23 protein-coding genes are annotated in these 25,975 nt (G+C 62.7%); 5 read left to right on the forward strand and 18 right to left on the reverse strand.

Annotation, left to right across the window (positions count from 1 at the left end; genetic code table 11):
- Nucleotides 1-50 precede the first annotated feature (50 nt).
- Nucleotides 51-3,395 carry an autotransporter outer membrane beta-barrel domain-containing protein gene (locus ISS99_RS13765; protein WP_204632169.1) on the forward strand — a complete coding sequence of 1,115 codons (3,345 nt, stop codon included), beginning with the start codon at nucleotides 51-53 and terminating at the stop codon, nucleotides 3,393-3,395.
- Between the two features lie 65 nt (nucleotides 3,396-3,460).
- Here ISS99_RS13765 and ISS99_RS13770 read toward each other — a convergent pair whose 3' ends face one another.
- The 12 genes from ISS99_RS13770 to ISS99_RS13825 form a co-directional block, all read right to left on the reverse strand.
- Complete coding sequence (locus ISS99_RS13770; RefSeq protein WP_204632170.1) at nucleotides 3,461-4,027, reverse strand: hypothetical protein; 567 nt, start codon at nucleotides 4,025-4,027, stop codon at nucleotides 3,461-3,463.
- Nucleotides 4,028-4,053: 26 nt separating this feature from the next.
- On the reverse strand, nucleotides 4,054-4,395 hold the full coding sequence (locus ISS99_RS13775; protein WP_204632171.1) for a hypothetical protein: 342 nt from the start codon (nucleotides 4,393-4,395) through the stop codon (nucleotides 4,054-4,056).
- Entirely contained in the window at nucleotides 4,392-5,066 is a 675-nt protein-coding gene (locus ISS99_RS13780; RefSeq protein WP_204632172.1) for a sigma-70 family RNA polymerase sigma factor, read from the reverse strand. Before ISS99_RS13780 ends, ISS99_RS13775 begins: the two co-directional genes overlap by 4 nt.
- Before the next feature lie 178 nt (nucleotides 5,067-5,244).
- Nucleotides 5,245-6,117 carry an alpha/beta fold hydrolase gene (locus ISS99_RS13785; protein WP_284343730.1) on the reverse strand — a complete coding sequence of 291 codons (873 nt, stop codon included), beginning with the start codon at nucleotides 6,115-6,117 and terminating at the stop codon, nucleotides 5,245-5,247.
- Nucleotides 6,114-6,257, reverse strand: a complete 144-nt coding sequence (locus ISS99_RS13790; RefSeq protein ID WP_204632174.1) for a hypothetical protein — start codon at nucleotides 6,255-6,257, stop codon at nucleotides 6,114-6,116. The genes ISS99_RS13785 and ISS99_RS13790 overlap by 4 nt, the downstream gene beginning before the upstream one ends.
- Before the next feature lie 85 nt (nucleotides 6,258-6,342).
- On the reverse strand, nucleotides 6,343-7,209 hold the full coding sequence (locus tag ISS99_RS13795) for a helix-turn-helix transcriptional regulator (protein WP_239537928.1): 867 nt from the start codon (nucleotides 7,207-7,209) through the stop codon (nucleotides 6,343-6,345).
- A gap of 56 nt (nucleotides 7,210-7,265) precedes the next feature.
- Nucleotides 7,266-8,258 (reverse strand): diguanylate cyclase domain-containing protein, encoded by a 993-nt coding sequence (locus tag ISS99_RS13800; protein WP_204632175.1) that lies wholly within the window; start codon nucleotides 8,256-8,258, stop codon nucleotides 7,266-7,268.
- A complete protein-coding gene (locus tag ISS99_RS13805) occupies nucleotides 8,255-8,824 on the reverse strand; it encodes a chemotaxis protein CheB (protein WP_204632176.1) in 570 nt (189 codons plus the stop codon). The genes ISS99_RS13800 and ISS99_RS13805 overlap by 4 nt, the downstream gene beginning before the upstream one ends.
- Entirely contained in the window at nucleotides 8,821-9,666 is an 846-nt protein-coding gene (locus tag ISS99_RS13810) for a CheR family methyltransferase (protein WP_204632177.1), read from the reverse strand. The genes ISS99_RS13805 and ISS99_RS13810 overlap by 4 nt, the downstream gene beginning before the upstream one ends.
- Nucleotides 9,667-9,682: 16 nt before the next feature.
- Nucleotides 9,683-13,333 (reverse strand): response regulator, encoded by a 3,651-nt coding sequence (locus ISS99_RS13815; protein WP_204632178.1) that lies wholly within the window; start codon nucleotides 13,331-13,333, stop codon nucleotides 9,683-9,685.
- A 154-nt stretch (nucleotides 13,334-13,487) separates the two neighbouring features.
- Nucleotides 13,488-14,888, reverse strand: coding sequence for an FAD/NAD(P)-binding protein (locus tag ISS99_RS13820; protein WP_204632179.1), 1,401 nt, complete (start codon nucleotides 14,886-14,888; stop codon nucleotides 13,488-13,490).
- Nucleotides 14,889-14,963: 75 nt separating this feature from the next.
- Nucleotides 14,964-15,551: a cysteine dioxygenase gene (locus ISS99_RS13825; protein ID WP_204632180.1), complete on the reverse strand. Its 588-nt coding sequence runs from the start codon at nucleotides 15,549-15,551 to the stop codon at nucleotides 14,964-14,966.
- Nucleotides 15,552-16,057: 506 nt separating this feature from the next.
- Between ISS99_RS13825 and ISS99_RS13830 the strand changes: the two genes are divergently transcribed.
- Nucleotides 16,058-17,224: an AAA family ATPase gene (locus ISS99_RS13830; protein ID WP_204632181.1), complete on the forward strand. Its 1,167-nt coding sequence runs from the start codon at nucleotides 16,058-16,060 to the stop codon at nucleotides 17,222-17,224.
- A gap of 8 nt (nucleotides 17,225-17,232) precedes the next feature.
- Here the strand turns inward: ISS99_RS13830 and ISS99_RS13835 are convergent, their stop codons facing one another.
- A complete protein-coding gene (locus ISS99_RS13835) occupies nucleotides 17,233-18,378 on the reverse strand; it encodes a beta-propeller fold lactonase family protein (protein ID WP_204632182.1) in 1,146 nt (381 codons plus the stop codon).
- A gap of 190 nt (nucleotides 18,379-18,568) precedes the next feature.
- Between ISS99_RS13835 and ISS99_RS13840 the strand changes: the two genes are divergently transcribed.
- The 3 genes from ISS99_RS13840 to hmpA all read left to right on the forward strand — a co-directional run bounded on the left by ISS99_RS13840 (nucleotide 18,569) and on the right by hmpA (nucleotide 21,350).
- The gene (locus ISS99_RS13840; RefSeq protein ID WP_204632183.1) at nucleotides 18,569-18,937 is read left to right on the forward strand and encodes a hypothetical protein; all 369 of its coding nucleotides are present in this window, start codon (nucleotides 18,569-18,571) and stop codon (nucleotides 18,935-18,937) included.
- Nucleotides 18,938-19,071: 134 nt separating this feature from the next.
- Nucleotides 19,072-20,037, forward strand: coding sequence for a hypothetical protein (locus ISS99_RS13845; RefSeq protein ID WP_204632184.1), 966 nt, complete (start codon nucleotides 19,072-19,074; stop codon nucleotides 20,035-20,037).
- Between the two features lie 104 nt (nucleotides 20,038-20,141).
- The gene (gene hmpA / locus ISS99_RS13850; protein ID WP_204632185.1) at nucleotides 20,142-21,350 is read left to right on the forward strand and encodes an NO-inducible flavohemoprotein; all 1,209 of its coding nucleotides are present in this window, start codon (nucleotides 20,142-20,144) and stop codon (nucleotides 21,348-21,350) included.
- Here the strand turns inward: hmpA and ISS99_RS13855 are convergent.
- The 5 genes from ISS99_RS13855 to ISS99_RS13875 all read right to left on the reverse strand — a co-directional run bounded on the left by ISS99_RS13855 (nucleotide 21,347) and on the right by ISS99_RS13875 (nucleotide 25,970).
- On the reverse strand, nucleotides 21,347-21,781 hold the full coding sequence (locus tag ISS99_RS13855) for an RrF2 family transcriptional regulator (protein WP_204632186.1): 435 nt from the start codon (nucleotides 21,779-21,781) through the stop codon (nucleotides 21,347-21,349). The genes hmpA and ISS99_RS13855 overlap by 4 nt on opposite strands.
- A gap of 63 nt (nucleotides 21,782-21,844) precedes the next feature.
- Complete coding sequence (locus ISS99_RS13860; protein WP_239537929.1) at nucleotides 21,845-22,648, reverse strand: alpha/beta fold hydrolase; 804 nt, start codon at nucleotides 22,646-22,648, stop codon at nucleotides 21,845-21,847.
- Nucleotides 22,645-23,721, reverse strand: coding sequence for an NAD(P)H-dependent flavin oxidoreductase (locus ISS99_RS13865; RefSeq protein WP_204632187.1), 1,077 nt, complete (start codon nucleotides 23,719-23,721; stop codon nucleotides 22,645-22,647). Before ISS99_RS13865 ends, ISS99_RS13860 begins: the two co-directional genes overlap by 4 nt.
- Nucleotides 23,722-23,865: 144 nt before the next feature.
- Nucleotides 23,866-24,345: a GNAT family N-acetyltransferase gene (locus ISS99_RS13870; protein WP_284343731.1), complete on the reverse strand. Its 480-nt coding sequence runs from the start codon at nucleotides 24,343-24,345 to the stop codon at nucleotides 23,866-23,868.
- Nucleotides 24,346-24,401: 56 nt separating this feature from the next.
- Nucleotides 24,402-25,970 carry a tetratricopeptide repeat-containing diguanylate cyclase gene (locus tag ISS99_RS13875; protein WP_239537930.1) on the reverse strand — a complete coding sequence of 523 codons (1,569 nt, stop codon included), beginning with the start codon at nucleotides 25,968-25,970 and terminating at the stop codon, nucleotides 24,402-24,404.
- Nucleotides 25,971-25,975: the final 5 nt, after the last annotated feature.

Raw genomic sequence — 25,975 nt, forward strand, 5'->3', positions numbered from 1 at the left:
GCAACACGTTTCGTTCAGTGGCAAGACGCCACAGGGGAGAGGTAAGCAAAATGAGTCGTATCTCGTGCGCACGTTCCGTATTGGCATTGGCTTGTATCCTGGCGCTCACGCAAGGCGCCCATGCGCAGACGCAGTCACAACCCACCACCATTCCGCTGGATGTGATCAACGAATCCGGCGGTGGCCAGAGCGCCGACCGACTCGGCATCTACATCGGCGTCAACGGCGCCGCACCTGAAGAATACATATTCGATACGGGCTCCACGGCCTTCAACATCGACGTGGGTTCGGGCAATGCAGGGCAGCCGTGGTTTCCGATCGTGCCGGGCGTTGCGATCACGCCTACCGTGCCGGCGCTCAATCTTTACGGCAATGGCACGTACGGCAATCTCGGCGCGAATACCACCGTCGCCAGCATCCAGTTTTACAACTCGTCGTCCAATGCGGTGGCCGCCAGCTTTGCGAACGGACAGGGGGTTCCGGTGCTGATCAACCAGGGTGCCGTCGCCACCGCCGGCAGCCTGGGCGGCGACCAGGCTGGCGCACAAGTGGGTTATTACCTGCCCACTTACGGTTACAGTTTTACCTTTGCCGAAATCGCGAAGTACAACCTCAATACGCAAGGCGAAGTGCCCATCTACCTGGATGCCACCTGGCAGCAGAATCTCAACCAGGGCATTGGTCCTGAAGATGGAGGCACCTTCAAGCTGTTCGGCATTTTTGGCGCCGGCGAATTCGGCAGCAACAGCGTTCTCGGCAACCTCACCACCAGCGGCTATATCGTTGCCGCCAACGCCGAGCTGGGCGGCCCGCAGAACTGCAGCGCGTGCGGTCACGTCATTTTGAATCTCACGCCGGCCTTGCGCGCACAATTCCTGAGCCTGGTGCCTTGGAACGGCGGGTCGCAAAGCACGTTCCCGTTGTCCGGCGCCCCGGTGTCGGCGAACCAGTTCGACCTGGCTTTTGCCTATACGCTCAATGGCGGCAAATACAGCGCCACCCTGCAAACGTTGCTCGATTCGGGCACGCCTTCGATCTATCTCAACGATGCCGGCTTGCTGGCGAGTGAGACAGCCGCCGGCCACGTCGATCAATACGGCAATGAAGTACCCGGTGTAACGCTTACCATGACCGGCAGCGCACCCGGTGCGCAACCGACGTCGATCATCACGGGCAACGACAGCGCCGGCGACGTCAGCAATGTCGTTACGCCGGGCAATACGGTTTTTCCGAATGGCCAGCAGAGCAATCCCGATACCAGTCCCGGCCAGGCGCTCTACGGGATTTCGTTCTTCCTCAACAACTCGGTGATGTACGACCTGCAGAATCAGCTGACCGGATACTCGCCGTTCTTCGTTTCGATCAACCCGATCTCTACCTCGGGCAACGGCTACACGATCTCTGCCGCGACGCCGCCGCAGGGCATCGCCGGAGTCATTTCCGGCAGCGGTCCGTTGATCGTGGCATCGGGTGGCATGGCGCAGCTCACCGGTGCGAATACTTACACCGGCGCAACCACCATTGCGCAGGGCGGCTGGCTGGGTATCGCCGGTGCCGGCACGATCGCCGATTCGTCCAGTGTGCAGGCCAACGGTACGTTGGATATTTCGCGCTCGTCGGGCCCCGCGCTGATTCAATCGCTTTCCGGTGCGGGCAATGTGGCATTGGGCGGCAACACGCTCGAACTGACCAACGCCTCCGGTACGTTTGCAGGCGTGCTGGCCGATGGTGGATTGGTCGGCGGCACCGGCGGCAGCCTGGTGATTGCTCAGGGTGTGGAAACCCTCACCGGTAACAACACCTTCACCGGCAGTACCGGCATCAGCCCTAACGCTGCGTTGGTACTCAACGGATCGCTCGCGGGCAGCGTGCTCGATGCCGGTGCGCTGGCAGGCAATGGCACTATCGGCGGCGGTGCGGTGGTGACGGGAACCATCGCGCCGGGCAATGGAGCGGGTACTTATCAGACGCTGACCGTAGCGGGCAATTACCTGCAGAACGCGGGCGCCGCGTATCTGGCTCAAATCAATCTGCAGCAGCCCAGCGTATCCAGCCAGATCGTGGTGGATGGCAAAGCGACGCTGGCAGCCGGTGCGACGATCGGCATCCTGCCCACGGCGGGGCAGTTGTTCACCAAGGGAGCCCGCTACACCTTGCTCACCGCGGACCAGGGGCTGACGGGTACGTATACGCTCGCAGGCAACGCGTCATTGAGCGCGGTGCTGGCGATCACGCCTACCTACGATGCGGATCACTTCTACCTCGACGTGACCCAGCAGCAATCGCTGGCCAGCGTGGGACTGACTCGCAACCAGGTGGCCACGCTCGCCGCGATCCAGGGACTGGCTGCATCCAGCGTACCGTTCACTACCGTTGCCAATCTGCAGAGCGACGCGCAGATCCGTGCCGCAGCCGACCAGCTGTCGGGTGAGATCCACGCCACGGCGCAGAATGTTTTCCTGGAGGACAGCCGCTTCGTGCGCGATGCCGTGACCGCACGCCTTCGGCAGGCCGGGCCGGATGGCCAGAATCTCGATGAAACCTCCGGCCAGACCGCAAAGACCCAGGCGAACGGCGTGGCGTGGTGGGGACAATTCATCGGTTCGTGGGGACACCACGACAGCAACGGCAACGATGCTTCGATGGCGCACACACTGGGCGGTTTCCTGGTTGGCGCCGATCTGGCCGCTGGCGCAAGCAGTCGCGTCGGTGTGGTGACCGGCTACACGCAGACCTCGGTCGACGTCAATCAGCGTGCTTCCAATGCAACCAGCAACGATGTGCACGTGGGCGTCTACGCCGGCACGCAGCTGGACGCCTGGCAACTGAGCGCGGGCGCAGCGTATACGCAGCATTCGCTGACTACCAACCGCTCGATCTTCCTGCCCGGCGAAGACGGCCACCTGCGCGACAACGGCGATGCCGGCGTGGCGCAGGTCTTCGGTGAAGCGGATTACCGCTACCAGTTCAGGGCCTTCGTGCTGGAACCGTTTGCACAGGGTGCCTACGTGCACTTGAACACCGACGGCTCGCAAGAGCAGGGCGGCGCCATGGCACTGCTGGCTGGCGGTGGTCGTGACGCGGTGACTTACGCCACCCTGGGTACCCACGCAACGACGCATTTCGCGTTCAACGGCGACGACTTCAGTGCGCACGCAAGCATTGGTTGGCGTCATGCCTTCGGCAACGTGCAGCCGAATGCAACGATGGCCTTCGCCAACGGAGAACCGTTTACGGTCGAAGGGTTGCCGATTGCGCGCAATGCCCTGGCAGTGGATGCGGGAATGGATCTGCACGTAAACCGGCGCACCACCATCAGTCTGTCGTATGACGGGCAGATTGCCTCGCGTGCCGTGGACAGCGGATTCAAGGGCGGCTTCACCTGGCAGTTCTGATCCTGGTGCGTTGAGCATTGGCGCTTTCGGCCCACGCTGGCCGAAAGCGCCAAATCAAAGTGATGTCAGGGCGAAAAGCTCATGTTCGCCGGTTGCGTCGGCAGCGACGGCGGTGCGCTGCCGGTGAGGGGGACGTCCTTGCCCACCGCCTCCAGCTTGAAATCGTCGGCAAGCACTTCGCCCTGGCCGTGCAGCAAAAAGCCGAAGGCGATATCCAGCGAATCGGACGGAACGTCCAGCACGATGCTGTAGCTGCGCCAATCGGTGTTGCCGCGCGGTCCGCGATCTTCCATGTTGTCGAAGCCGGCGATGCGCCGGTTGGCGCCGTCGATGCGCATCCACAAGCCGGCCCAATCGGCGTTCTCAGTTTTCAGGTGGCCGGTAAGGCGAATGCGCTGGTTGCGATAGCCGTCGGCGTTGATGGTCTGCATCAGCGTACCGAAGCCTTTGCCGGGCCGGGTGGAACGGATATAGGCATTCACGTCGCCAGAGTGGAGATTGCCTGGCTGAGTGCCGACCTCGTAATGGTCGGGCGTTGAGCCGGTCACGGACCAACCCCGCGGTGGGGTGCCGTGAGCGCAGCCGGCGATCCAAAGGCTGAGCAGGGCCAGGGGCATGAAACCCTTTTTCATACGGTAGTCCTTGGTAGGCGGTTGATTCAGTCGTTGGGTGCGGTATGAGCGGTCAGGTATTGCGCGACCGGCGACGATACGTGCTCGACATCCATCTGCATCAGATAGATCGACGTGCTGTCCGTGTAGGCGGCGCTTCGCGGAAGGTGCGCGGCAGAGGGCGACGGGTCGATGGCATGCCAATGCGTGCCGACCAGCAATACGAGTGCCGCGGCGGCGGCCAGGCCGACGGGCCACGTGAATCTGCCGCGGCGTTTGCTTGCGCGTTCCGCCGCGTCCAGGATGCGCGCGTCGATCGATGAAGAGGAACGCTCGCGCGCAGCCTGGCGGTAGAGGTCAACCAGTTCGTCCTTCAAATGATCCGTCATCGCCACGTCTCCAGGGCTTCGCGCAAGCGACGCTGCGCATAGCGCAGGCGGCTCTTCGCCGTCTCGCGCGTGACACCGGTGACGGCGGCGATGTCGTCCAGGCTCAGGTCGCCTTCCGCACGCAGCAAGAAGGCTTCGCGCTGCGGCAGCGGCAATTGCTGCACGGCTTCCAACAATGCATGGCGCAGACGCTCGTTGTGCGCGTGGTATTCGGGCGTTTCGTGGACCGCCAAAGCGTGCTGCTCGGCCGGGGTGATTTCATCCTCGCTGACCGATTCGCGCGAGTCGGGCGCATGCCGGCCCAGGCTGCGCCAGCGGTCGGCGGCGCGACGGTGTGCGATGGAAAACAGCCAGGCTGCAAATGAGGACGTGGGACGATAGTTGTCCCGACTGCGGATGACAGCCAGCCACACTTCCTGAAAGACTTCCTCGGCTTCGCTGCTGCGTGTGGCGAGGCGCAGGGTGTAACGGTGCAGGCGGTCGCGGTAGCGCGTATAGAGCACCTGGAAAGCGGTGGCGTCGCCTTGCTGATAGCGCGCCATGCAGGCCTCATCGGTGATGGCGGCCGATACCGGTGCGCGATCCTGCCAGGAGAGCTGGGCCTGCACCAGTTGCTTGGCGCGTGCGCATGCCTGGATCCAACCGCCAGGCATGGTTTGGAGGTAGATCATGAATCCCGTTCCTTTGGGGTGATGCTTCATGATCGCTGGAAATGAGCAAACGGGGTTAGGGCCTGCTAGCACTATTTTCGTGGCCCGCGCCGGCTACGAAAATAGTGCTGACAGGCCCTAAGTCCGTTGAATGTCCGGCCCGGCGGCGAGCCCGGGCCGGATCGCTGTCCCCGCGCTTTCAGGCAGGTGCGTTGGCGGACCAGTGTGCTTCGAGTTCCCGGTTGAATTCATCGGGGCGTTCTTCCGGGAAAAAAATCCGTGCCGCGTCGAACTCGATGCGTTTCTGGGTGCCGGGTATGGCGTCGGCCAGCCAGTGCGACCATTTCACGTCGAAGTAGATGTCGTCCGTGGCCCAGGCAATCAGCGTGGGTGCTTGCACGCGCTTGAGCCGGTCCTCGATTTCGATCGTATGCCGGTTGTCGAACGCATTGATGAAGCGTTCGATATCGTGCAGACGCTCGGGCGAACGCAGGAACGGGCGCAGGTACGTTTCGATGGTGTCGTCGCTGACCGCCTCGGGATGTTCGTAGGCGGGGCCGAGCGCCTGCGGCGAGCGATAGATCGCCTTGTCGGCGAGCATCGCCTGCAACGTGCCGGAAAGACCGCCCGCTGCAACCATCGAGACAAACGGCTTGAAGGGCTCGGGCGGCCAGTTGTCGTGCGTGTCGCAATTGGTAAGCACGAGGGTACGGATGCGTTGCGGATACAGCGCCGCGAAAATCTGGCAGATGCCGCCGCCGCTGTCGTTGCCGACCAGGTCCACTTTGTCCACCCCCAGCGCATCCAGGAATTGAGCGAGTGCGTGCGCGTTGGCGGTCACCGATACGTCCTGCTCCGCCGCCACTTCAGTATCGCCATGAGCCAGCAGGTCGACCGCGATGCAGCGCCGCACCTCGCCCAGGCGCGTCAATTGATGGCGCCAGAGATAGCTGTTCAGCAACACGCCGTGCACAAATAGCGCCACCGGGCCTTTGCCGTATTCGACGTAGCTGATGCGCCCCGATGGCGTGTCCAGTTTGTGTTGGCGCGAGAAGAAGTCCTTGCCGTTCACGATGATTTCTCCTGGCTGGCTTCGCGCAATTTCTGTGCGCATTCCTCGCAGCACACTTCCACGGTGCGATTGCCGATCTTCACCTGGATGGCGTTCTGGTCGAGTGGGTAGTCGCAGGCGGCACAGGTTTTCTGGTTCATGGCTTGATCTCCTTGGTAACCCTTCGATGGGGTGCGTCAAGGAGACCACCGCGGCCGGGTGGGCGCTGTCGAAATCTTTAGCGGTTTAGGAGGGCAGCAACGATTGCCTGAATGCCGCGGGCGACCGTCCATAGGTCTGCCGGAAGGCCGACGTGAAATGGCTGTGGCTGGAAAAGCCGAGATCCGTGGCGAGAGCCGCCAGATCCTGGTAATCCCCGATCAGATCGAGCGCACGGGCCAAGCGCAAGCGCAGGTGATAGCGGTAGAGCGGAATGCCTTCGACTTGCTGGAACACCTGGGTGAGATACACCGCCGAGCCGCCGATCTCGGCGGCGATTTCCGACAATGTCCAGCGCCGGGACAGATCGCTGGTCAACAGCAGTTTCACCCGGTCGGCAAGACGCCGCCGCGCATGGCTGGCGCCGGATTCGTGCGACGTGCGCGGCCCCAGGCTGCGGCAGACCAGCGTCAGCAGCAGGCCTTCCGCTTCCAGCGGCTCGATCGCATCGTTTTGCAGACTGTGGCGAAGCAGCGCCACCAGGGTCTGTGCGCGCGGATCGATGCGCAGGGATTGCCGCCGGAACGCCAGTTTTTCGCCTTGAAGCAACAGCGAAGCGGGTGCCAGTTCGCGTACCAGGGTTTCGGGAAGTCGCAACGAAAGGCTGGCATCGCCGCCGCTTACCGGATGACTGACCTGATAGCCCTGGCCGGCGTTGAAGAACAGCACGTGATTGGCGTCGGCGACCACTTCGTCGCTCCCCACGTGGCGCAAATAGGCGCCGCGATAAGGAAACACCAGATGGGTCGCCGAGGTGCACTCCTCGTCGCTGCGGCGCCGGCACTGCCCGGCGCAGTGCACGTCGTGCAACGCAACCGTGTTCGTATCCAGCAAGGATTGGATCTGGAATTCCGGCATGGCGTCTATGATGCGCCCGGTGGCCGGCGCACTCAACAACGAGCCCGCCCAGACCGCCTTGCGTGGCGGGGGCTGGGCTTCTGGCTTACCCTTCAGTTCGCAAGCACACAACCGTTCTTGCCATTTTCCTTGGCCTGATAGAGCGCGCGGTCGGCGGCCTGGATCAGCGCTTCGTCGGATTCCAATGAGTCATCTGACAGCGCAATGCCGATGCTGGCGCTGACGTTTGCGGTGAACGCACCGCGAGTTCCGTTGAGCTGATAGGGCTTGGCCAGCACCGCGCAAAGGTCCTGGCAGCGCTGCAGCACGGTATCGACGTTGCCGACGTCGTTGAAAATCAGTGCAAATTCGTCGCCGCCCAGCCTTGCCACAGTGTCGTTGGCGCGAACGTGGTGATTGAGGCGCGCGGAGATCGCCTGCAGCAAGGCGTCGCCGGCCGGATGCCCGAACGTATCGTTCACCGCCTTGAAGCCGTCGATATCCACCAGCGCCAACGCGAAGCGCACTTCATCGCGGGTCGAATGCATGGAGGCAAGCAAGCGGTCGTGGAACAGTACGCGATTGGGCAGGCTGGTGAGCATGTCGTGAGTGGCCTGGTGGCGAACCGTGGCTTCGATGCGCTGGCGCTCGGCGATCTCCACTTGCAATTGCTGGTTGCGGGCGGAGAGTTCCTCCAGCGTTTGCTGCAATTGCATGCGCGCCGTGTGCAGCTCGAGGAATACGCGCACCTTCGACTGCAGGATCACGTCGTTGATCGGTTTGGAGATGTAATCCACCGCGCCGGAACGATAACCTTTCAGCCGGTTGAGGTCGTCCGCGTAGGCAGCGGTGACGAAAATCACCGGCGTATCGCGCAACTGTTCGGCTTCGCCGAGCAGGGCGGCCACTTCGAAGCCGTCCATGTCGGGCATGTTCACGTCCAGCAGGATCAGCGCAAATTGCTGGTCCAGGCACTGTGAAAGCGCTTCGTTGCCGCTGCTGGCCTCGACCAGTTCGGCGCCGCAATCGGCGAGCAGGTGACGCATCGCGACCAGGTTGGCGCGGGTATCGTCGACCACCAGGATTTTGGGAGGTTGATGATTCATGGGAGACACAATCGATTGATCAATGGGGCTATATCGGAAAGATCGACGCAGTAGTCCGCACCGGCGACGTTAAGCGCCGCTTGCGGCATGGTCGGCATTTCCGCGCTGGACGGCGATTGGACGATGGCAGTGCCCCCCAGTTCCCGAATCCTTTGCAGGCCGGAGGCGCCATCGGCATTTCCCCCTGTAAGTACGACACCTATGAGGTTCTCGTGCCATACCTCTGCTGCCGTACGGAACATCACGTCGATGGATGGGCGCGCGTAGTTCACGCGCGGGTCGACCGACAAGGCAAAGTGTTCGTCCTCTTCCACCAGCAAATGGTAGCCGCTTGGAGCGAGATGGACAGTGCCGCGTTGGGCAGGATGGCGTTCGAGTGCTTCGATCACCGGCAACAGTGAAACGCGTCCCAATATTTCGCACAACAGGTCCACGGTATCCGAGCTGCTGTGGCAACAGGCCAGCACGACCTGCTCCAGCCTGGCGTCAAGTCCGCCGACCAGCACCTTGAGCGCGTCTACGCCGCCCGCGGAACAGCCGATCGCAATGGCTTGCGGTCTGTTCACGTTAAATTGCGCTCCGGATGATTGTTCAGTCGATAGATGCGCAGGCGCTCGTCGAACGGCGTAAAACTGGTCGACGCGGAAGCGAAGTCCAGGCTTTCGCGCAAACCAAGGCACAGAAAGCCGCTGCGTACCAGGCTGTCGCGGAACAGCGACAGCACGCGGTCCTGCAAGGTGTTGGAAAAATAGATCATCACGTTGCGGCACAGAATCAGGTGCGCCTCGCAGAACACGCTGTCTGCTACCAGGTTGTGCTGGGCAAAGGTGACGTTGCGGCGCAGCCGCTTGTCGAGTTTCAGCAAGTTGTAGCGGGCGCTGTAGTAGTCGGCTAACGACTGGGTGCCGCCGGAAGCCTGGTAATTGCGTGACCACTGTTGCGCTTCGCGCGAGGGATAGATGCCTTCCTCGGCTTGTTGCAGGGCGCGCTCGCTGAGATCGGTGGCGAAAATCTGCGTGCGATCGTAAAGGCCCGCCTCTTCCAGCAGGATCGCCAGCGAATACACCTCCTGTCCGTGCGCGCAGCCGGCCTGCCAGATATTGATCTGGGGGTAGGAGGCGAGCAGTGGCATCACCTGTTCGCGCAAGCCGCGGAACATGTCCGGGTCGCGGAACATGTCCGAGGCAGGCACCGTAAGACCGTCGAGTATGCGCGGCAGCAATTGCGGCTGGTGCATCATCTGCTCGATCAGGCCGCTGATGGTTTTGCATTGCATGTGCTCGGCCAGCTGCTGTATGCGCCGCTTCAACGAAGCGGGGGCATACTCGCTGAAGTCGTAGCCGTGGCGGCGCTGCAGCGCCTGCACGAACAGCTCCACTTCAATGTTGTCGAGCTCGGTTGCATCCATGGTTAGGTTCCTTGCGTCATCCGCGCAGCCAGACGTGCATCATCGATGCCAGCTTGTCCAGGTCGATCGGCTTGGACAGGTAATCGTTGGCACCGGCTTCCAGGCACTGCTCGCGATCGCCGCGCATGGCCTTGGCCGTAAGCGCAATCACCGGCAGATGGCTGAGCGAGGGTTTCGCGCGGATCGCTCGGGTTACCTCGTAGCCATCCATGCCCGGCATCATGATGTCCATCAGCACCAGCTCCACTTCGCCATGCTCTTCGAGCTGTTGCAGCGCCTTGTTGCCGTCTTGTGCCATGGTCACGTTCAGGCCCCAGCTGCGCAGCACCTTGGACAGCGCGAACAGGTTGCGCATGTCATCGTCGACCAGCATCACGTGGTGCCCGCTGAGACCATCGTAGGTGGGCGAGGGCGAGGTGGGCTCCGATGCCGAAGCCTGGCGGATGCTGTGCAGGAACAGGCTGACTTCATCCAGCAGGCGCTCCGGCGAGCGCACGCCCTTGATCACGATGCTGTCGGTGTATTGGCGGATGCGCAGGTTTTCCTCGCGGCTGAGTTCGCGTCCCGAATACACCACCACTGGTGGAAGGCTGCCGCCGCGTGCGAGTTTTTCCAGCATTTCCAATCCGGAGATGCCGGGCAGGCCGAGATCGAGCACGATGCAGTCGTAGCCGGTCTCCGCGATTTTTTGCAGGGCTTCCTCGCCGGAGCCGGCCTCGTCGATACGTACGTCGTCCTGATTGAGCAGGGAGCGCACGGCAGCGCGTGCGCTCGCATCGTCATCGACCACCAGCAGGTGTCGGGTACGGCCCTTGGCAAAGTGCAGCAGTCGCTCGAATGCGTCGTTGATGGATTCGCGAGTGACCGGCTTGGTCAGAAAGCCGACCGCGCCCAGCTCGCGTCCGCGCGAGGCCTCGTCGGTGGCGGAAAGGAAGTGCACGGGGATGTGGCGGGTCGCCGGGTCTGCTTTCAGCCGCTCGATCACCGTCCAGCCGTCCATGCCGGGCAGCATCACGTCGAGCAGAATACCGACCGGACGATAGCGGCGCGCCAGCGCCAGGCCTTCCTCGCCGTCGAGCGAGTGCAGTGCGCGATGTCCTTTCTGGCGCACGGTGTCGGCGAGGATGCGCGCAAAGGCGGGGTCGTCTTCCACGATCAGGATCACGCTATCGCCGGGTGCGATGCGTTCGCGGTCGTCCGCCACGCCTTCGGCGGGCAGCAGCGAGCGCGTCACGGGCCGCATCGCCGGCGGCTGTGCGGCGGCCGGCGCGGGGCTGGTACCGGCCTCGCCCTGCGCACTGCGTTCGGGCAGCAGCAAAACGAATTCGCTGCCTTGGCCTACTTCGCTGCGCAGCACGATATCGCCTCCCAGCAGCGAGGCCATGCGGCGGGAAATGCTCAAGCCCAGTCCGGTGCCGCCAAACTGGCGGCTGGTACTGCTGTCCGCCTGTTCGAAGGCGTTGAAGATGCGTTCCAGCTTGTCGGGCGGAATGCCGATGCCGCTGTCCTTCACGCTGATCGCCAGCAGGCTCTGGTCTTTCAACGCCTCCGGCACGGGCAGGTCGCCTGCGGGACGGCCGATGTGCACGCGAATGCCGCCCTTGGCGGTGAATTTGAAGGCATTGGCCAGCAGGTTGTTGACGATCTGTTCGAGCCGGTTGGGGTCGGTGTAAATCTCTGCCGGCAGGCCGTCGTCCAGCTTCACTTCGTAGTTGAGCTTCTTTTCGCGCGCTACGTGATCGAACGTGCGCCGCAGGCTGCGCGCCATGTTTTGCAAGGGGAGGTCGATCAGCGACAACTCCATCTTGCCCGCTTCGATCTTGGAAAGGTCGAGGATGTCGTTGATCAGCCGCAACAGGCTGGAACCTGCATCGTGAATGATGCGTGCGGACTCCACCTGTTCGGAGTCCAGGTTGCCTTCGCGATTGTCGGCCAGGCTGCGCGAGAGAATCAGCAGGCTGTTGAGCGGCGTGCGCAGTTCGTGCGACATGTTGGCGAGAAACTCGCTCTTGTACTGGCTTGCGCGCGCCAGCTCTTCCGCCTTCTGCTCCGTCTCGCGCTGCAGTCCTTCCACCTGCTGCTTCTGCTGGCGCAGGGTATCGGTTTTCAGGCGAAGCTCTTCGTTGGATGCCTGCAGCTCATCGGCCTGTACGCGCAGTTCTTCTTCGGAGGCCTGCAAGCGCTGCGACTGTTCTTCCAGTTCGATGGTCTTGCCTTGCAGGGTGTCGTTGGCGTTGCGCAACGCTTCCTGCTGCTGCTTCATGGTGAGTGCGGAAATGCGCAGCTCGTCGGCCTGTTCGCGGGTCTGCTCGAGCAGGTCCTGGGTGTTTACCGCGCGATTGAGGTTTTCCAGGGTCAGCGCCGCCATCGGCAGCAGCTCGTTGAGCAGTTCCTCGTGCCACGGCGAGGGTGAGGCAAAGCCGGCGAATTCCAGCACGCCAACCAGTTGGTCACGCAACAGCAGCGGGCGGATGGTGATGTGATGGGGCAGCGAAGCACCGCTGCCGGAGTCCACGTGCAAGTAGTTGTCCGGGATATCGGTCAGCGTTATCGGTTTGCGCATGAGCGCGCTCTGGCCGACCAATCCTTCGCCGGGCATGTAGGCATCGGGGCTGATTTGCAGGCGCATGCCGTAGCTGCCCAGCAGGTCCAGCCGCTGGCGCGCTTCGTCGAAACCGTAGAACAGTGCTACGCCAGCGTGCAGCAATGGCGTGAGTTGCGTAGTGAGGCGCTCGGCGAAATCGCGATGGTTGGTAGCCTGCTGCAGGCTGTTGGAGATCGTCGCCGCCTGGCTTTTCAGCAGTGCCTGTTCTTCGGAGTCGATCACCATCTGCTTGAAGACGTTCAGTGCACGTGCAATCTCGCCGATTTCGTCGCCGCGGCCCATGCTGCGCACTTCGATGTCGCGATCATGCGCCGCCAGGCGCGTCATCTGGTTGGTCAGGCGGCGGATCGGGCGCGTGACCAGGCGCGAAGTAAGGTCGATCACCATCAGGCCCAGGATCAGCCCGACCAGGCCGCTGACGATATTGACGTATTTGGTGGTGCGTACCAGTTTTTCGACCTCCTGGGTGCGCACATCGAGCAACTGGCGCTCGGTGGCGCTCATGTCGTCCATGAGATCGGTAAAGTCTTCCGTCTTGACCGTGCGCTTGGCCAGGTAGTCGGTCTGGATTTGCAACAACTGCGCCACGCCCGCAGCTGAACCCGGATTGCCGATTGCGGCATCCGGAGCCAGCAGCTTGTCGTGCAGCTCTTCGTTCCATTGCGCGATCATTGCCTTGATGCGGTCGATGCGTACCTGCTGCAGCGGGTTGTCCACGGTGAGTTCGCGCAATTGCGCCAACTGTTCCTGGAACAGCTTTTCGTCGTGGTTGATGCGGTCCAGGTCGCTGCTTTTGTGCGCAATCAGATAACCGCGCAACCCCAGTTGCGCGGAAAGCGCCGAGCGCTGCAACGACTGGATCTGCAGCAGCACCTGGTAAGTGTGGTCGGACCAGTGCCGCGTCTGCGCCTCTTTGGCTTGCGAGGCGACGTTGACCATGCTGTTGATCAAGAACAGGCCCAGCAACAGGCCGATCGCAAGAGCGATCTTGTATCGGATGGGCAGGTTGGCCAGCCACGAATACTTTTTCTGGGGTATCGGCGTTGCAGTGAAGCTGACCATGAGAAATCCCGCGTAGGTGGCCCATGGCGAACCCACAAGTCTCGGGGTGGATTTCTTACAGACAGGGTCGCCAGAGGCCAGATTAGCGAGATGGAGGCGCGGGTGGTAGCTAGCGCCGGCAGCAGCCTCGTCAGTGCGACGAGGCTGCTGTTGCTCAGGCGACGGCGGGGGAGGCCCGTCCTGTGCCTTGGGCTTGCTGCCCGTTGCTCAACGCATGGGCGAGCGAGTGCGCGGCCGCGCGTATTTCAGGCATGGCCGTGCACTCCCACAGGTTGCCGCGCAGCAACGATCCGATCGCATAAAGGCCCGCCTGGGCCTGGCCGGCGGCATCGATCAGGCGCCCATCGGGGAGTGCCGATACGCCCAGTTGCAACGGATCGGCCACGGCGAGGCCGTCGGCCATCATTTGCGACAAAAGTGCATGTTCCGTGAAGGCCACGGCCGTATCCAGTCCGGTCGCTTGCACCACCAAGTCGGCCTGCAGGCGCGAGGTCACTTGGCTGGCCCGGTTGCGCACGGTCATTTCCAGCGGTCCGTGCCCGTCCACGCCGAGTACGCGTGCGGCGAGAATCTGCAAACGACCTTCGTCGCGCAATTGCTGGATGCTCTGGGCCGATCCCGGTGCGGTGCGGTGGCGCGCCGCCTCCCAGATCCAACGCGCGTGACGCAGGAACTGCCGCCGCCGCGCCAGCGTCAACCCTTGCCACAGCGAAGCATTGATCGGCCGCATGCCATCGATAAAGCTGCGCCAGTCGACATCGGGCGCCTCGTTCGCGGCCTGGCGGATGGCGTGCAACATGTCCGCGGTGCCTTCGCAGCCGAGCAAGGTGGCATTGAGCCGGCTTTGCAACGAGTACGGCTGGGCCGGCAACGGCGGGTGCACGAACGGCAGCTGCCCGTGGCGCGAAACCGCCACCAGTTCGGCATGGGGCCACTGCGTCGATGCCGAAAGCAGGGTGTCGACGGCAGTAAGCCCGGTGCCGATCACGATCAGCCGACGCGGTGCGCGCACGTGCTGCGGCAGATTCCACGGGTTGAGTTCATAAGCGCCGCTGGCCAGTGCCTCCGCGGCGACCGTGCGCAACGGACGCGGCGACAGGGCGCCAACCGCCAGCACCACTTTGCCTGCTCGCAGTACTTCGCGATTGGCAAGCAACACGTCATAGCCGTGCTGGCGCGGTTCGACCCGCACCGCTTCGGCGGCATGCAGAGCAAAACGCCGCCCGCGTTTCTCCGCCGCGTCGATGCGCGAGCGCAGCTGCGCTTCGACGAAATCGCCGAACCATCTGCGCGGCAGGAAATCGGTGCCGCAGGCATCTTGGTGATCGCTCTGGGCGTGCTGCAGGAAATCCTCTTCCGGGTCCACGTAGAGGCCCATGCCGCTGGCACGCACGTTGAGCAGATGGCGGTCGTCGCGCGTGGCATAAGCCACGCCGCGCCCAGCGGTGGAAGCACCGGTGATCCAGTGCACCGTGGCGGCACTGTCCTGTTTCAGCAGTGCGCCGAACAAGGCCGCGCCCGCTGCGCCGCCACCGATAATTGCGACATCAGTCATGAGACATCCTCAAGCAAAATTCTGGAACCCTGCAAACTCGCCGCGCATCCGGCGCGGCGTGCGTCTTTGATGAAATCAGGCCCGCGCAGGTTCGCGCACGGTTTGATGCGTTTGGCTGCTCCAGCGCCCGTCGTCTTGCGGGTGATAACTGCGGTAGTTGTCCAGCGCGCCGCCATAAACGTGCAGCGACAGCGCGGCCCGGTTTGAAGAAAGATTGCGGCAGCGATGCGCGTAATCGGCATGGGAAAAGGCCAGGTGATCGCCGATGCCGATAACCGAAACCGCGCGCGAAACCAGATGGGGCCGATCCTGTAGCGAAAGGTCGAACGCCTCCACCTGCAGCACGCCGTCGAGCATGATTTCCATGCCCCACAAGCCGTCGTGGTCGTGAATGGGTGTCTCGTGGCCAGGTGGCCACGAGATCAGCAAGGCTTCGTAGCCGTTGCGGGTGTGATCGGCCAGCACCACGCGCCGATAGGATGCGGTCGAGCCGTCCTCGGTGAAATCCGCTGCGCGGGGACATCCCGGACAGGTCGTGGCCGCAGTCAACGCTTGCGCGAGTCGTTGCAAATGGACGTTGCCGTCATGGTCGATACACGTATCGATGGTGCCGACGATGCGTTGCATCCAATCGTTGGCGAAAGGTTTGAGTGCGTCGTGCATGGGGAGCCCCTGAAGTGTTGGCGTACTCGATTTCGAAGGAAACACAGAGGGCGTTAAAGATCCGCTATACCTTCATGGCCAAAACTCACTTGCACGTGACGAAAGTGCCGGGTGTTAGCCTGGTACGTGAAAAAACCACTTTAAAATAGCGATAAGCGCTTGCCGAATAGGCGTAAGACGGATTTCGTCTTACGAGTGCGGGTCGCGCGAATAAGATATTTTCTGCGTGCGTGAATGGTTCTCTTCTTTGTGATGTTTTTGCAAAGTTTCCGGCTGCGCCACCTTGCGCGACCAGGTCGCATGCGTTCTCGTGGTCTTCGAAACCGGCCTGCAGGTAGTCGGGCATCCCCTCGATGCGGCAAGACGCCAGCGTAAAGATGGGCGGTCTTGGGAATTGAGACAGGTCGTCGGGTACGATGCTCGCGCTGCGAACCAAGGCTCGCGAGATCCTGCTTGCACGGATATAGCGAGATCGTCAAAACACTTTTGTTTCGACAAGGATGCCCATGCTTACGACGCTCGCCGTTGCCAACTACCGCTCGTTGCGCTCATTGGTTGCACCGCTGGGGCGCTTGAACCTGATTACCGGCCCGAACGGTTGCGGCAAATCGAACCTGTATCGCGCACTGCGCTTGCTGGGAGAGGCGGCGCAGGGCGGGGTGATCCATGCGTTGGCGCGCGAGGGCGGGCTGTCTTCCACTTTGTGGGCCGGTCCGGAAAATTTTTCGCCGGGCATGTTGCGCGGCGAAGTGCCCATCCAAGGCACCGTGCGGCAGGAACCTGCCGCGTTGAAGCTGGGCTTTGCCGGCGACGATTTCGGTTATGCCGTCGATTTCGGATTTCCGCCGCAGCCGCCACCTGCCACGGCGTTTTCGCTGGACCCGATGATCAAGCGCGAGGCGATCTGGGCCGGCCCGTTTCTGCGCATGTCCAATCTGCTGGTGGATCGCAATCACGCCCTGGTCCGCGTGCGCGACGGCCGCCAATGGCGCGTGCTGACGGACCACCAAAGCCATTTCGAAAGTATCTTCACCCAGCTGGCCGATCCGCAGCGCGCTGCCGAGGTGCTGGCCTTGCGCGAATCGATTCGCGGCTGGCGCTTCTATGATCACTTTCGTTCCGATGCGGACGCGCCTGCGCGCATACCGCAATTGGGAACGCGTACCACCGTGCTGAGTCACGACGGACGGGATCTTGCGGCAGCGTGGCAGACCATCCTGGAAATCGGCGATCCGGCATCATTGCAAGAATCCGTGCAGGATGCCTTTCCGGGCGCGCAGGTGGACGTGTCGATCAGCGATGGCCGCTTCGGCCTGTGCTTTCGCCAGCACGGTTTGTTGCGCGCGCTTTCCGCCGCGGAGTTGTCGGACGGTACCTTGCGCTACCTGCTGTGGATCGCCGCCCTGCACACGCCGCGGCCACCGTCGTTGATGGTATTGAATGAACCGGAGACCAGCCTGCATCCCGATCTGCTGCCGGCGCTGGCGCGGCTCATCGTGCGCGCATCCAGGCACAGCCAGATCTGGGTGGTTTCGCACGCCCAGCGGTTGATCGCGGCGCTGGAAGAAGCGCCCGATTGCAACAGCGTCCACCTGGAAAAGGAACTTGGCCAGACGCGCATCGTCGGCCAGCGTGCACTGGACGAGCCGGCCTGGCACTGGCCTGCGCGCTGAGCAGTCCGTCAGTCCGGCGTCGGGATCAGCGTTACCTTGCGCGCGTCGAACAGCGTGGCGACGAGTGTGTGTCCATCCGGCAGAAAGGCCACTTCGCGCGGAAAACCCGCGGCCGGAGCAGAAAGCAGTTTGCTTGGCGACATCGTGCTTGCATCGGCCAGGCCGGCGACGCGTCCGTCGCTGTCCGGGCCGAAACGACTGGATAGCGCCACCCACACTTGCTTGCCATCCGGGCGAACCGCCACGCCTACCGGACTGGTGCCGATCGCGAAGCGATCAGTCTGCGCGTGCTTGGGCGAGGCGATCCAGTCGTCCGCCTGAAAACGCAGCAGGGTGTTGTCGCCTCGGGCGGTCACCCAGATCTGCTTTCCGCCCGGCGACAGGGTCACGCGCACGGGATTGCATCCGGCTGGTAGCGCGGCGGCGATGACGTGTCCATCGCCAGCCACGACCTTGCTTACGTCGATCCGGTAGAGCACGCCTTGCGGATGCATGCGGCCATCGCTTTGTTCCGGTCTGCAGGTCGGTGCCAGGCCCGAGCCGGCGCCGGCATTCTGGCTGGTGGCGTACAGCCAACGGCCGTCGGGGGAAAACACCAGCCCTACCGGAGCGATCGCCACGGCAATGTGCCTGCTCGCTGCGACATTCTGAAAGTTGCCGGCACGGGCCTTGGCCAGGTCGAACACGTCGATGCGACGTTCCGCTTCGTCGCTTACCACCAGCAGCTTGTCGTCGGGGCTGATCGCTTCGTAGGTCGCTTCGGCATCCACGCCGTCGGGCAGTTTTCCGAGCACGGCATTCGCATCGCCGCGCTCCAGTGCGGCGACATCCACGGCAAAGGTGTCGTCGCCGGCGGCCACCAGCAATAGGCGGCCGTCGTGGGAAAGCGATGCGCCAAGACCGGCGTGATCCAGTGCTGCGGTGTGCTGCAGAACGAAGTTTCCATCCTGGTTGTGCAACACGGCAACGCCGCCGCTCTTGCCTTGATCGAGCGAGACGAACAGCCAGCAATTGTCGGCGGTTGCGGCGGCGGCGAAGGGATGTCCGGGAACGGCGACGTCGGCGGTTTTAGCTGGTGCGGCACACGTGGATGCGTGGGAAGTGGCGGCAAGTGACAGTGCGATGACAGCAAGCAGTGCAACCGGAAGCCTCATGGCGTGCTCTTAGTCCTTGAACTGGAGGCAAAGGATAGCCGCAAATCAGGTGACAGCTGCCATCGCGGCAGCGGCCATGCGCCGCTGTAAACGTTCCTGCGCGAGGCGGCATCCCATCCGGTGTTGAAGCAAAACCGGCCGCCATGCCCGCGGCCGGACGGGTAAGGCTGTGCCATTCGGAGACCTCATCATGCGCAATGCATTGTTTGTGCTTGGATCGATCGTGGCGTCGCAGTCGGCGAGCGCCGCTTCGGCATGCTACGTCGACTTCATCAATCGCGGGGACGATTCGGTCGTTTCGATCGAACTGGCAACACCGGGGCAGCACGACTGGAAGCCCGTTGCGTTGCGTGGCGTAACGAACGGCGGTTGGGTCAGCGATGCCGGTGGCTATGTGGGAGACGCCATGGTCGGCATCGACGTCGAACGTGGCTATGTGTATGACGTGCTGGTCGAATTCGCGACAGAGAAGGCCCTGCTGGTCAAGGCGTTCGACGTTTGTCACGTACATGCACTGGATATCGACAAGGTGCGACGACAGGCACGGCCGATTTCCTGACAGGGCGTCTCAACCGGCAAAGGCTTCCGGCATCTTGCTGGCGCATCGGAGATGCGTCACAGTTGCCGCCCGCGGAAATGTGGCATCGTATCCGCCGAAAATTCAAATACCAGCATCGACGACAGGGGGGCCTAATGATCGAGCTGGAAGTACAGGCTCTCTCGGTAACACGAGAGGGGCTGCTCATCGACGTCGGCCGGGTCGTCGTAGCAAGCGGGTTTACGTTGCTGCGGCAGCGGTTAGTACAAGATCCGAACGGCGTGCTCGTCACGCTGGTGGTGCGTGGGCCGGAACGCAAGCAACGAGTGCTGGAAGCAGCACTGGATGCACACGAGCGCCTGATCAGTTTCCAGGTGCTGCCTTTCGAAGAAGGCGTCGCCAGGTCGCATTTCGCGGCGGAACGCACGTTCGCCAGGGAGGCGCCGCCCGCGCCACCGGCGCCTGAACCCGTCGTGGAGGCAGTGGTTTTGCCGTCGCCGGCCAAGGCCGAACCGACGCAAGCTGTGGTTGTTCCGCAGGAAGCACCGCAAGCTTCCAAGCCCATGGTTGCACCGGAGCCCGACCCGGATTTCACGTTCCTGCTCGAGCCCAAGCCGTCGCCCGCGCCGTCGCCGATGCCGATACCGGTAGAGCCGTACGTCGAGCCCATGTCATTGGGGCCGGATCTGGAGACGATCGAAAAGCTGATGCCGCGCCTGCAAAGCGATTACCCCGGCATTTTCCCGGCGTTGCACGCGTTGGAAAAATCGGTGGCCGCTGCAGCGCTCGAATCATCGTTGCACGCGATGGGACAACGCACCGGCACTTGGCTCTTCATGCAGCACTACCGGGCCAACGGCAAGCTCGGCTTGAATGAAGCGATCCGACGCATCGGCGTGCCGGCGCTTGGGTCCATGCTGGAAGTGGAATACAAGGGCGAAGGGCTGCACATCCGCAACAGTCCGCTGTGCCGGCCGGATCATCCCTCCGGCTGCAAGTTCTTTATCGGCTATCTGGAAGGACTGCTAGGCCCGGTGCTGCCGCCCGACAGCCTGTCGATTTTCGAGGTCTGCTGCCGTAGCTACGGCGCCGACGACTGCGTGCTGGCCATTTCCGACTGAACCGCGCGACGCCTTGCCCGCCGTGGCAAGGCGTCGCAGCGGGACGGGGCTCGCTCTTAAAGATGCATAATATATGCATCTTTAAGAGCGAGAGTGCACGACCCATGCTGACCCAAGCCCAGCGCGACATCGTCAAGAGCTGCGTACCGGCGCTGAAAGCTCACGGACTGGCGCTGACCAGAAATTTCTACACGCGCATGTTCGAGGGAAATCCCGAACTCAAGCATCTGTTCAACATGAGCCACCAGGCCAGCGGCGAGCAGCAGCAGGCGCTGGCCATGGCGGTGCTCGGCTACGCGCAGAACATCGACGATCCCTCGGTGCTGGCGCCGGTGATCGGCGTGATCACCGCCAAGCACGTCAGCATGGGCATCCGCGCCGAGCACTACCCGATTGTCGGGCACCATTTGCTGGCCGCCATCGGCGAAGTGATGGGCGAGGCCGCCACCGCGGAAGTGCTGGACGCCTGGGCCGCCGCATACGGCCAGCTTGCCGACCTGCTGATTGCCGCCGAGCAGGCTTTGTACACGCAAGCGGCCAGCGTGCCGGGTGGCTGGAGCGGTTGGCGCCCGTTCCACGTGCAGCAGGTGGTACGCGAAAGCAGCGAGATCGTGTCCTTCTACCTGAAGCCCACCGATGCCGGAGCGTTGCCGCCGTTCCAGCCCGGCCAGTTTGTCTCGGTACGCATCGTGGATGCCGAAGGCATGGCGCGCATCCGGCAATACAGTTTGTCGGATGCGCCGCATCAGGAACATCTGCGCCTTACCGTGAAGCGCGAAGACGGACACGGCGACGCGCCTTCAGGACGGGTTTCCACGATGCTGCACGTGGATGTCGCCGAGGGCGACGTGATCGAACTGTCCTTCCCGCAGGGCCACTTCGTGGTGGATCAGCAAAAGGCGACGCCGCTGGTGTTGTTGAGCGGCGGGGTTGGCATCACGCCGATGCTCGGCATGCTCGGCCACGTAACCCGGCAGCAACCCGAGCGCACCATCCACTTTGCGCATGCCGCGCGCAATCGCGAAGTGCACGCCATGAACGACTGGCTCCGCGCGATGGCCGCACGGCACGAGCGTCTCGACGTGGAAATTTATTACGAGAACGTCGGTGTCCATGACGTAGCCGGCGTGCACTACGACAAGCACGGACGCATGGATGCTGCGCAGATTGCCGCGAACGATCGCCTTGCTGACGCGGACTACTACGTCTGCGGCCCACGCGGATTCATGACCACGCAGATCGATGCGTTGAAGCAGGCGGGCATACCGGATACGCGCATCCATGCCGAATTCTTCGGCGCGGCGTTGGCTTAAGAAACGATGTTTAGCGCGATCCGCAGCTTACCGGGTCGCGCCACCAACTGCTTCAGCGTATAGCTATCCAATACATCGAGAAAGCTCGTGCGCGCTTCGTCCAGCACGTGGCGCAGCGTGCAGCTGGGTGTGATCGCGCATTGGTTGTCCGTGCCGAAGCACTCCACGATGGCGAGGTCCGGTTCGATGGCGCGAACGACGTCGCCGATGCGGATATCCTCCGCCCGGCCCGCCAACTTCAGTCCGCCGCTGCGCCCGCGCAGGGCGTCGACGTAGCCGAGCGCGGCCAGCCGCTGCGTGACCTTCATCAGATGGTTTTCGGAAATCGCGTATCGAGTGGCGATTTCGTGGATCGAAGAGCGGCGCTCGCCTTGCACCGCCAGGAACATGAGCAGGCGCAGCGCGTAATCGGTCTGATAGGTGAGGCGCATGGTTGAACTCCGGCAAGCTCTCCATGCTACACGTGTGTTGCCCACCGGGCGAATCTTTCTGCGCTATATAAAACGCTGCAGCAAACTCAGCACCAGCGCCGGCTGTTCGCGGTGCGGCACGTGTCCGCAGCCTTCAACAATTTCCATCCGGGATACACCTGGCGAAAGTCCGACGATGCGTTCCGGATGGTGGATGGAGCCATATTCATCCCCATCGCCGTGGATGGCGAGCACGGGGCAGGCGACGCGACGCAGGTCTTCGTCGAGGCACCAGTTGGCAAAACCGGCGCCGAGCCAGGTGTCGATCCATGCGTGCAAGGCCCAAGCGGCTTTCTCGCCGTGGTATTTCTTCAAGCGTTCGAGCTGGCCGGGCTGCTGGAAAGCCACCCTCGCTTGCTCGATGCCGGCGATCGTGCGGTCCTCGACGAAAGCCTGAGCCGATTCGGTGATCAGCATTTTGCAGTCGTCCGGATACTCCGCCGCGCAACCCACGGCCATGCCGCCGCCCACGCTGTGGCCAAAGGCGATGAACGCACCGATACCCAGATGGCGCCGCAAGGCCAGAAAATCGCCGCGCGCTTCCTCGTGGATGAAGCCGTTGCCCAATGTTCCGGGGTGCGCATCGGATTGGCCGAAGCCCAGGCGGTCGTAGGCGATCACTGTGCGCGATGCGGTATCGGCGAGTTGCTGCGGAAAATCCCGCCACAATTCAACGCAACCCAGCGAGTCGTGGAACAGCACGATGGGAATGTCGTCAACGACGTGCCCCGACACAGGCTGCCACTGTTTCGCGTAGAGCTTGCCGCGCTCGGTGGGTATCCAATGCTCGCGGATGGGTGTCGGGTTCACGTGTGTCGCGTCTTTCAAGACAGGGCCTGCTCCAGTTCGTTCTTCAATACCTGCATCAGCGCATGCGCCGACATCGCACGCGCCAGCGGCGCGCCCTGGCCTGCCCACTGCGCGCCGTAGCCGGGCATGCCCGCGGCTTTGCCTGCGGCGTTCAATGCTTTGCCGGCATCGTAGGTGATCGGATATGCGGGAATTGCCTCGTCGGGTACGTCGGCGCCCCACTGCGTGAAGGCATTGGCGAGGCACCGCGCGGGACGCCCCGAAATCACGCGCGTCATGGTGGTGTGATGCGCAGAGTCGCTGAACAGCGCACGCCGGTAGCCCGTATCGGCGAGCGATTCGTCGGTGCCGACGAATGCCGTGCCCAACTGCGCGGCGCCTGCACCCAGCGCCAGGGCAGCGGCAATACCTGCGCCATCCATGATGCCGCCGGAGGCAATCACCGGAACCTTGGTCTTTCGCGCCAGCAGACGGGTCAGTGCGAAGGTGCCCAGGCGACTGTCCTCGGCATCCGGATCGAAGACGCCGCGATGGCCGCCGGCTTCGTAACCTTGGGCAACGATGACGTCGATCCCGGCCGCTTCCAGCGCAAGCGCCTCCTGCACATTCGTGGCACTGGCCAACAGCACGATGCCGGCGCGGCGCAGGGCATCGATCTGCGCCGCGCGCGGTACGCCGAAGTGAAAGCTGACCACGCGCGGTTTCTCTTCGCGCAAGGTGGCCAGCATGTCGTCGTCGACCAGGAACGACGTGTAGATTTCGTGCAAGGCTTCCGGCGGTTTGGCATCCGCACGTTCGAACTCCGGATTCAGACGCTTCAGCCAGGCGGCCTGTTTTTGCGCATCGCCCCGCGCCGGCTGGTGCACGAATACGTTGACGTTGAGCGAACCGTTGCTCAACGCACGAAACTGCCGAATGGCCTCGCGCGCCTTGGTCGCCGTCATCGCACCCACACCCAGCGAACCCAGGCCGCCCTGGTTGCTCACCGCGGCGGCCATCGCCGGCGAGGAAACTCCCGCCATCGGCGCCTGGACAATCGGGACGGTAATGTCGAGCAGGCTGAGCAGGGAAGCGTGGGAGCGGGTTGCCATGATCGATGACTCCTGCAAAGGCGCGGGGAGAAGGGCAGCCGCTCGAAGGGGGATCGCGGCTGTCGCTTCCCTCATTTTGCAGGATGCGGCGGTGCGCAGGTAAGTGCGCTGACGCGCCGGACGACAAGCTTGACGTGGGATCTATCAGCCGCCCTGCAACGGCTTGCTCATGGCCAGGCACGCAAGGCTCACGCCGAGCGAGGATTCATAGAGTCTTTCGCCTTCGTCCTGGAACCCCAGGGCTCGATAAAATGGTGCGGCATTCAACGTGGCTTCCAGGTGTACGTGGGAGAGCCCGGCGCGCAGCGCAAGCCGTTCCAGATGATCCACGATAGTTCGCCCCACACCGCGCCGCATGCAATCGGGGCGCACGAAAACGGCGTCGATCTTGCCGGTGGAAAGATCGATCATGCCGCTTCCAGCAGTGCATCCCTCCACGTCGGCGACGTAGAACAGTTCGCCGACGCGACGGGCAAACGTGTCCGACATCGCACCGGAGGTCCAGATTTCAAGATCGCGTACCGGATAGTGCCCGGCGCATTGAGCAAGGATGGCCTCGCGCCGCAGCGCAAACACCGTTGGTGCGTCTTTGATGGTTGCCTTTCTCATCTGCGCGTTGGTCACCGGGTTTCCTTCGTTGCGCCGAGGTGGCGATGCTCGTTACGGACCGTTTCAGACGCTTATCCGGCCCCCGCTGCCGATATCGCGATCACGCGATTGCGTCCGGTTCGCTTGGCCTTGTAGAGCGCCGTGTCCGCTTCCCGGCACAGGCGCTGCAGGTCGTAGCCGGCCGTTTCGGTGCAAGCCATGCCTACGCTGGCGGAAAACGATATGACGCATCCATCGGCATCGAGCGGGCTGGCTTCGATGGCCCTGCGGATGCGGTCGGCGGTAGCAATGCCTTGCTCGCGCTGGCAATCCGCCAACAGGATGCCGAACTCCTCGCCGCCGAGACGCCCGAACAAGTCGCTCGAGCGCAATTGGCGCCGGCAGATGGCGACGGTATGCCGTAGCACGGAGTCGCCAACGGCGTGTCCGTAGTTGTCGTTGACTTGTTTGAAGTAATCCAGGTCGATGGATATCAGGCAGGCCGGGCTGCGCTTTTTTTCCAGCATGCCAAGCATGCGCATGGCCTCGCTCATGAAATGCTGGTGATTGCTGATGCCGGTCAACCCGTCCAGGCAGGAGAGCTGCTTGAAGCGCATTTGCGAGCGCTTGAGCCGAAGCAGCCAAAAAGCGATGAAGACCAGCGCCATCAGCAGCATGGCGATATAGAGCCTGCTGGTTTCCATGGCTTTGGTGTTGAGGGCCTGTTGCAGCTCGAGGATGTTGTTCTGCTTGCTGAGCTTTTCCGTCTCGAGTTTTTGCGCCAGCGTGTGCTGCTGCGCCTCGTCGTAAGCCAGTGCCGTTGCGCTTACGTTGTTCAGATAGCCGATGTCCTGCTCTACGTAGCGTTCGTAATAGCCCAGTGCCGTCGCTGCGTTACCGTGCTTTTTCTCGATGCTGTAAAGCACTTGGTAGGCGTCTCTGAGGAATTCGCTGGTATCGCCCGGATCGCTGATGGCAATGGCTGCGAGCGCGGATTCGCGCGCCTTGTCGTCGTCTCCCAGTTTCAGGTAAGCCTGGGCGAGCTGCGTTTGGGCAACCAGTACGTGGGTATGGTATTGGTCCGCGCGAATATTGGGCATGACGCGGTCAAGCAGGGAAATGGCTTTTTCGGCCTGATTTTCATCCAGATACAGACCGCTCTTCACCAGCCAGACCGAGTCCAAGAATACGGATTGTCCCGATGCTCGGCATGCATCGATGGCTTGCTGAAATACGGGGTTGGAAGAGTTCAGCTTGTGACCGGCATACAGCGTAGTTAGAAGCACCGTTTTGGGTGCGCACTGTGTTTCTCCTGGCGCGCGAACTTCCGTCGTTTGAAGAGCGTAGCTAGCTGCAAGGTCGTATTGCCCGGCTGCCGTGAGCAGTTGGGATACATAGAAAAGGACCATGAAGCGAGCCGTTTCGTCCTGGATGTTCGGGAGATTGGCGACCAAGCGGTTGGCGAGTTCAAAAGCCTGCTCGTAGTGCTTGGAGGTGCGCATGTCATCCATGAGCAGTGCGGATGCTTTCGTTGCGATGACTTGATCGTTGGAATGATCGATGAGGTCCCGCAGCGCGAGGTCGGCGTTGGCGTAGTCACCTTGGTAAGAGGCCTGCCATGCGTCCAGATAGCGCAATTGCCACCGCTCACGCGTAGACATGTGCG

Origin of the sequence: Dyella mobilis, assembly GCF_016904945.1 — a bacterium.
Classification (GTDB): Bacteria; Pseudomonadota; Gammaproteobacteria; order Xanthomonadales; family Rhodanobacteraceae; genus Dyella_B; species Dyella_B mobilis.

Coding starts and splice junctions, on each gene's coding strand:
- ISS99_RS13810 (WP_204632177.1), bottom strand. CDS start 9,666: ATGGATGCAACCGAGCTCGACAACATTGAAGTGGAGCTGTTCGTGCAG.
- ISS99_RS13775 (WP_204632171.1), bottom strand. CDS start 4,395: ATGACGGATCATTTGAAGGACGAACTGGTTGACCTCTACCGCCAGGCT.
- ISS99_RS13845 (WP_204632184.1), top strand. CDS start 19,072: ATGATCGAGCTGGAAGTACAGGCTCTCTCGGTAACACGAGAGGGGCTG.
- ISS99_RS13875 (WP_239537930.1), bottom strand. CDS start 25,970: ATGTCTACGCGTGAGCGGTGGCAATTGCGCTATCTGGACGCATGGCAG.
- ISS99_RS13825 (WP_204632180.1), bottom strand. CDS start 15,551: ATGCACGACGCACTCAAACCTTTCGCCAACGATTGGATGCAACGCATC.
- ISS99_RS13765 (WP_204632169.1), top strand. CDS start 51: ATGAGTCGTATCTCGTGCGCACGTTCCGTATTGGCATTGGCTTGTATC.
- ISS99_RS13835 (WP_204632182.1), bottom strand. CDS start 18,378: ATGAGGCTTCCGGTTGCACTGCTTGCTGTCATCGCACTGTCACTTGCC.
- ISS99_RS13815 (WP_204632178.1), bottom strand. CDS start 13,333: ATGGTCAGCTTCACTGCAACGCCGATACCCCAGAAAAAGTATTCGTGG.
- ISS99_RS13800 (WP_204632175.1), bottom strand. CDS start 8,258: ATGAATCATCAACCTCCCAAAATCCTGGTGGTCGACGATACCCGCGCC.
- ISS99_RS13790 (WP_204632174.1), bottom strand. CDS start 6,257: ATGAACCAGAAAACCTGTGCCGCCTGCGACTACCCACTCGACCAGAAC.
- ISS99_RS13830 (WP_204632181.1), top strand. CDS start 16,058: ATGCTTACGACGCTCGCCGTTGCCAACTACCGCTCGTTGCGCTCATTG.
- hmpA (WP_204632185.1), top strand. CDS start 20,142: ATGCTGACCCAAGCCCAGCGCGACATCGTCAAGAGCTGCGTACCGGCG.
- ISS99_RS13780 (WP_204632172.1), bottom strand. CDS start 5,066: ATGATCTACCTCCAAACCATGCCTGGCGGTTGGATCCAGGCATGCGCA.
- ISS99_RS13770 (WP_204632170.1), bottom strand. CDS start 4,027: ATGAAAAAGGGTTTCATGCCCCTGGCCCTGCTCAGCCTTTGGATCGCC.
- ISS99_RS13820 (WP_204632179.1), bottom strand. CDS start 14,888: ATGACTGATGTCGCAATTATCGGTGGCGGCGCAGCGGGCGCGGCCTTG.
- ISS99_RS13840 (WP_204632183.1), top strand. CDS start 18,569: ATGCGCAATGCATTGTTTGTGCTTGGATCGATCGTGGCGTCGCAGTCG.
- ISS99_RS13865 (WP_204632187.1), bottom strand. CDS start 23,721: ATGGCAACCCGCTCCCACGCTTCCCTGCTCAGCCTGCTCGACATTACC.
- ISS99_RS13855 (WP_204632186.1), bottom strand. CDS start 21,781: ATGCGCCTCACCTATCAGACCGATTACGCGCTGCGCCTGCTCATGTTC.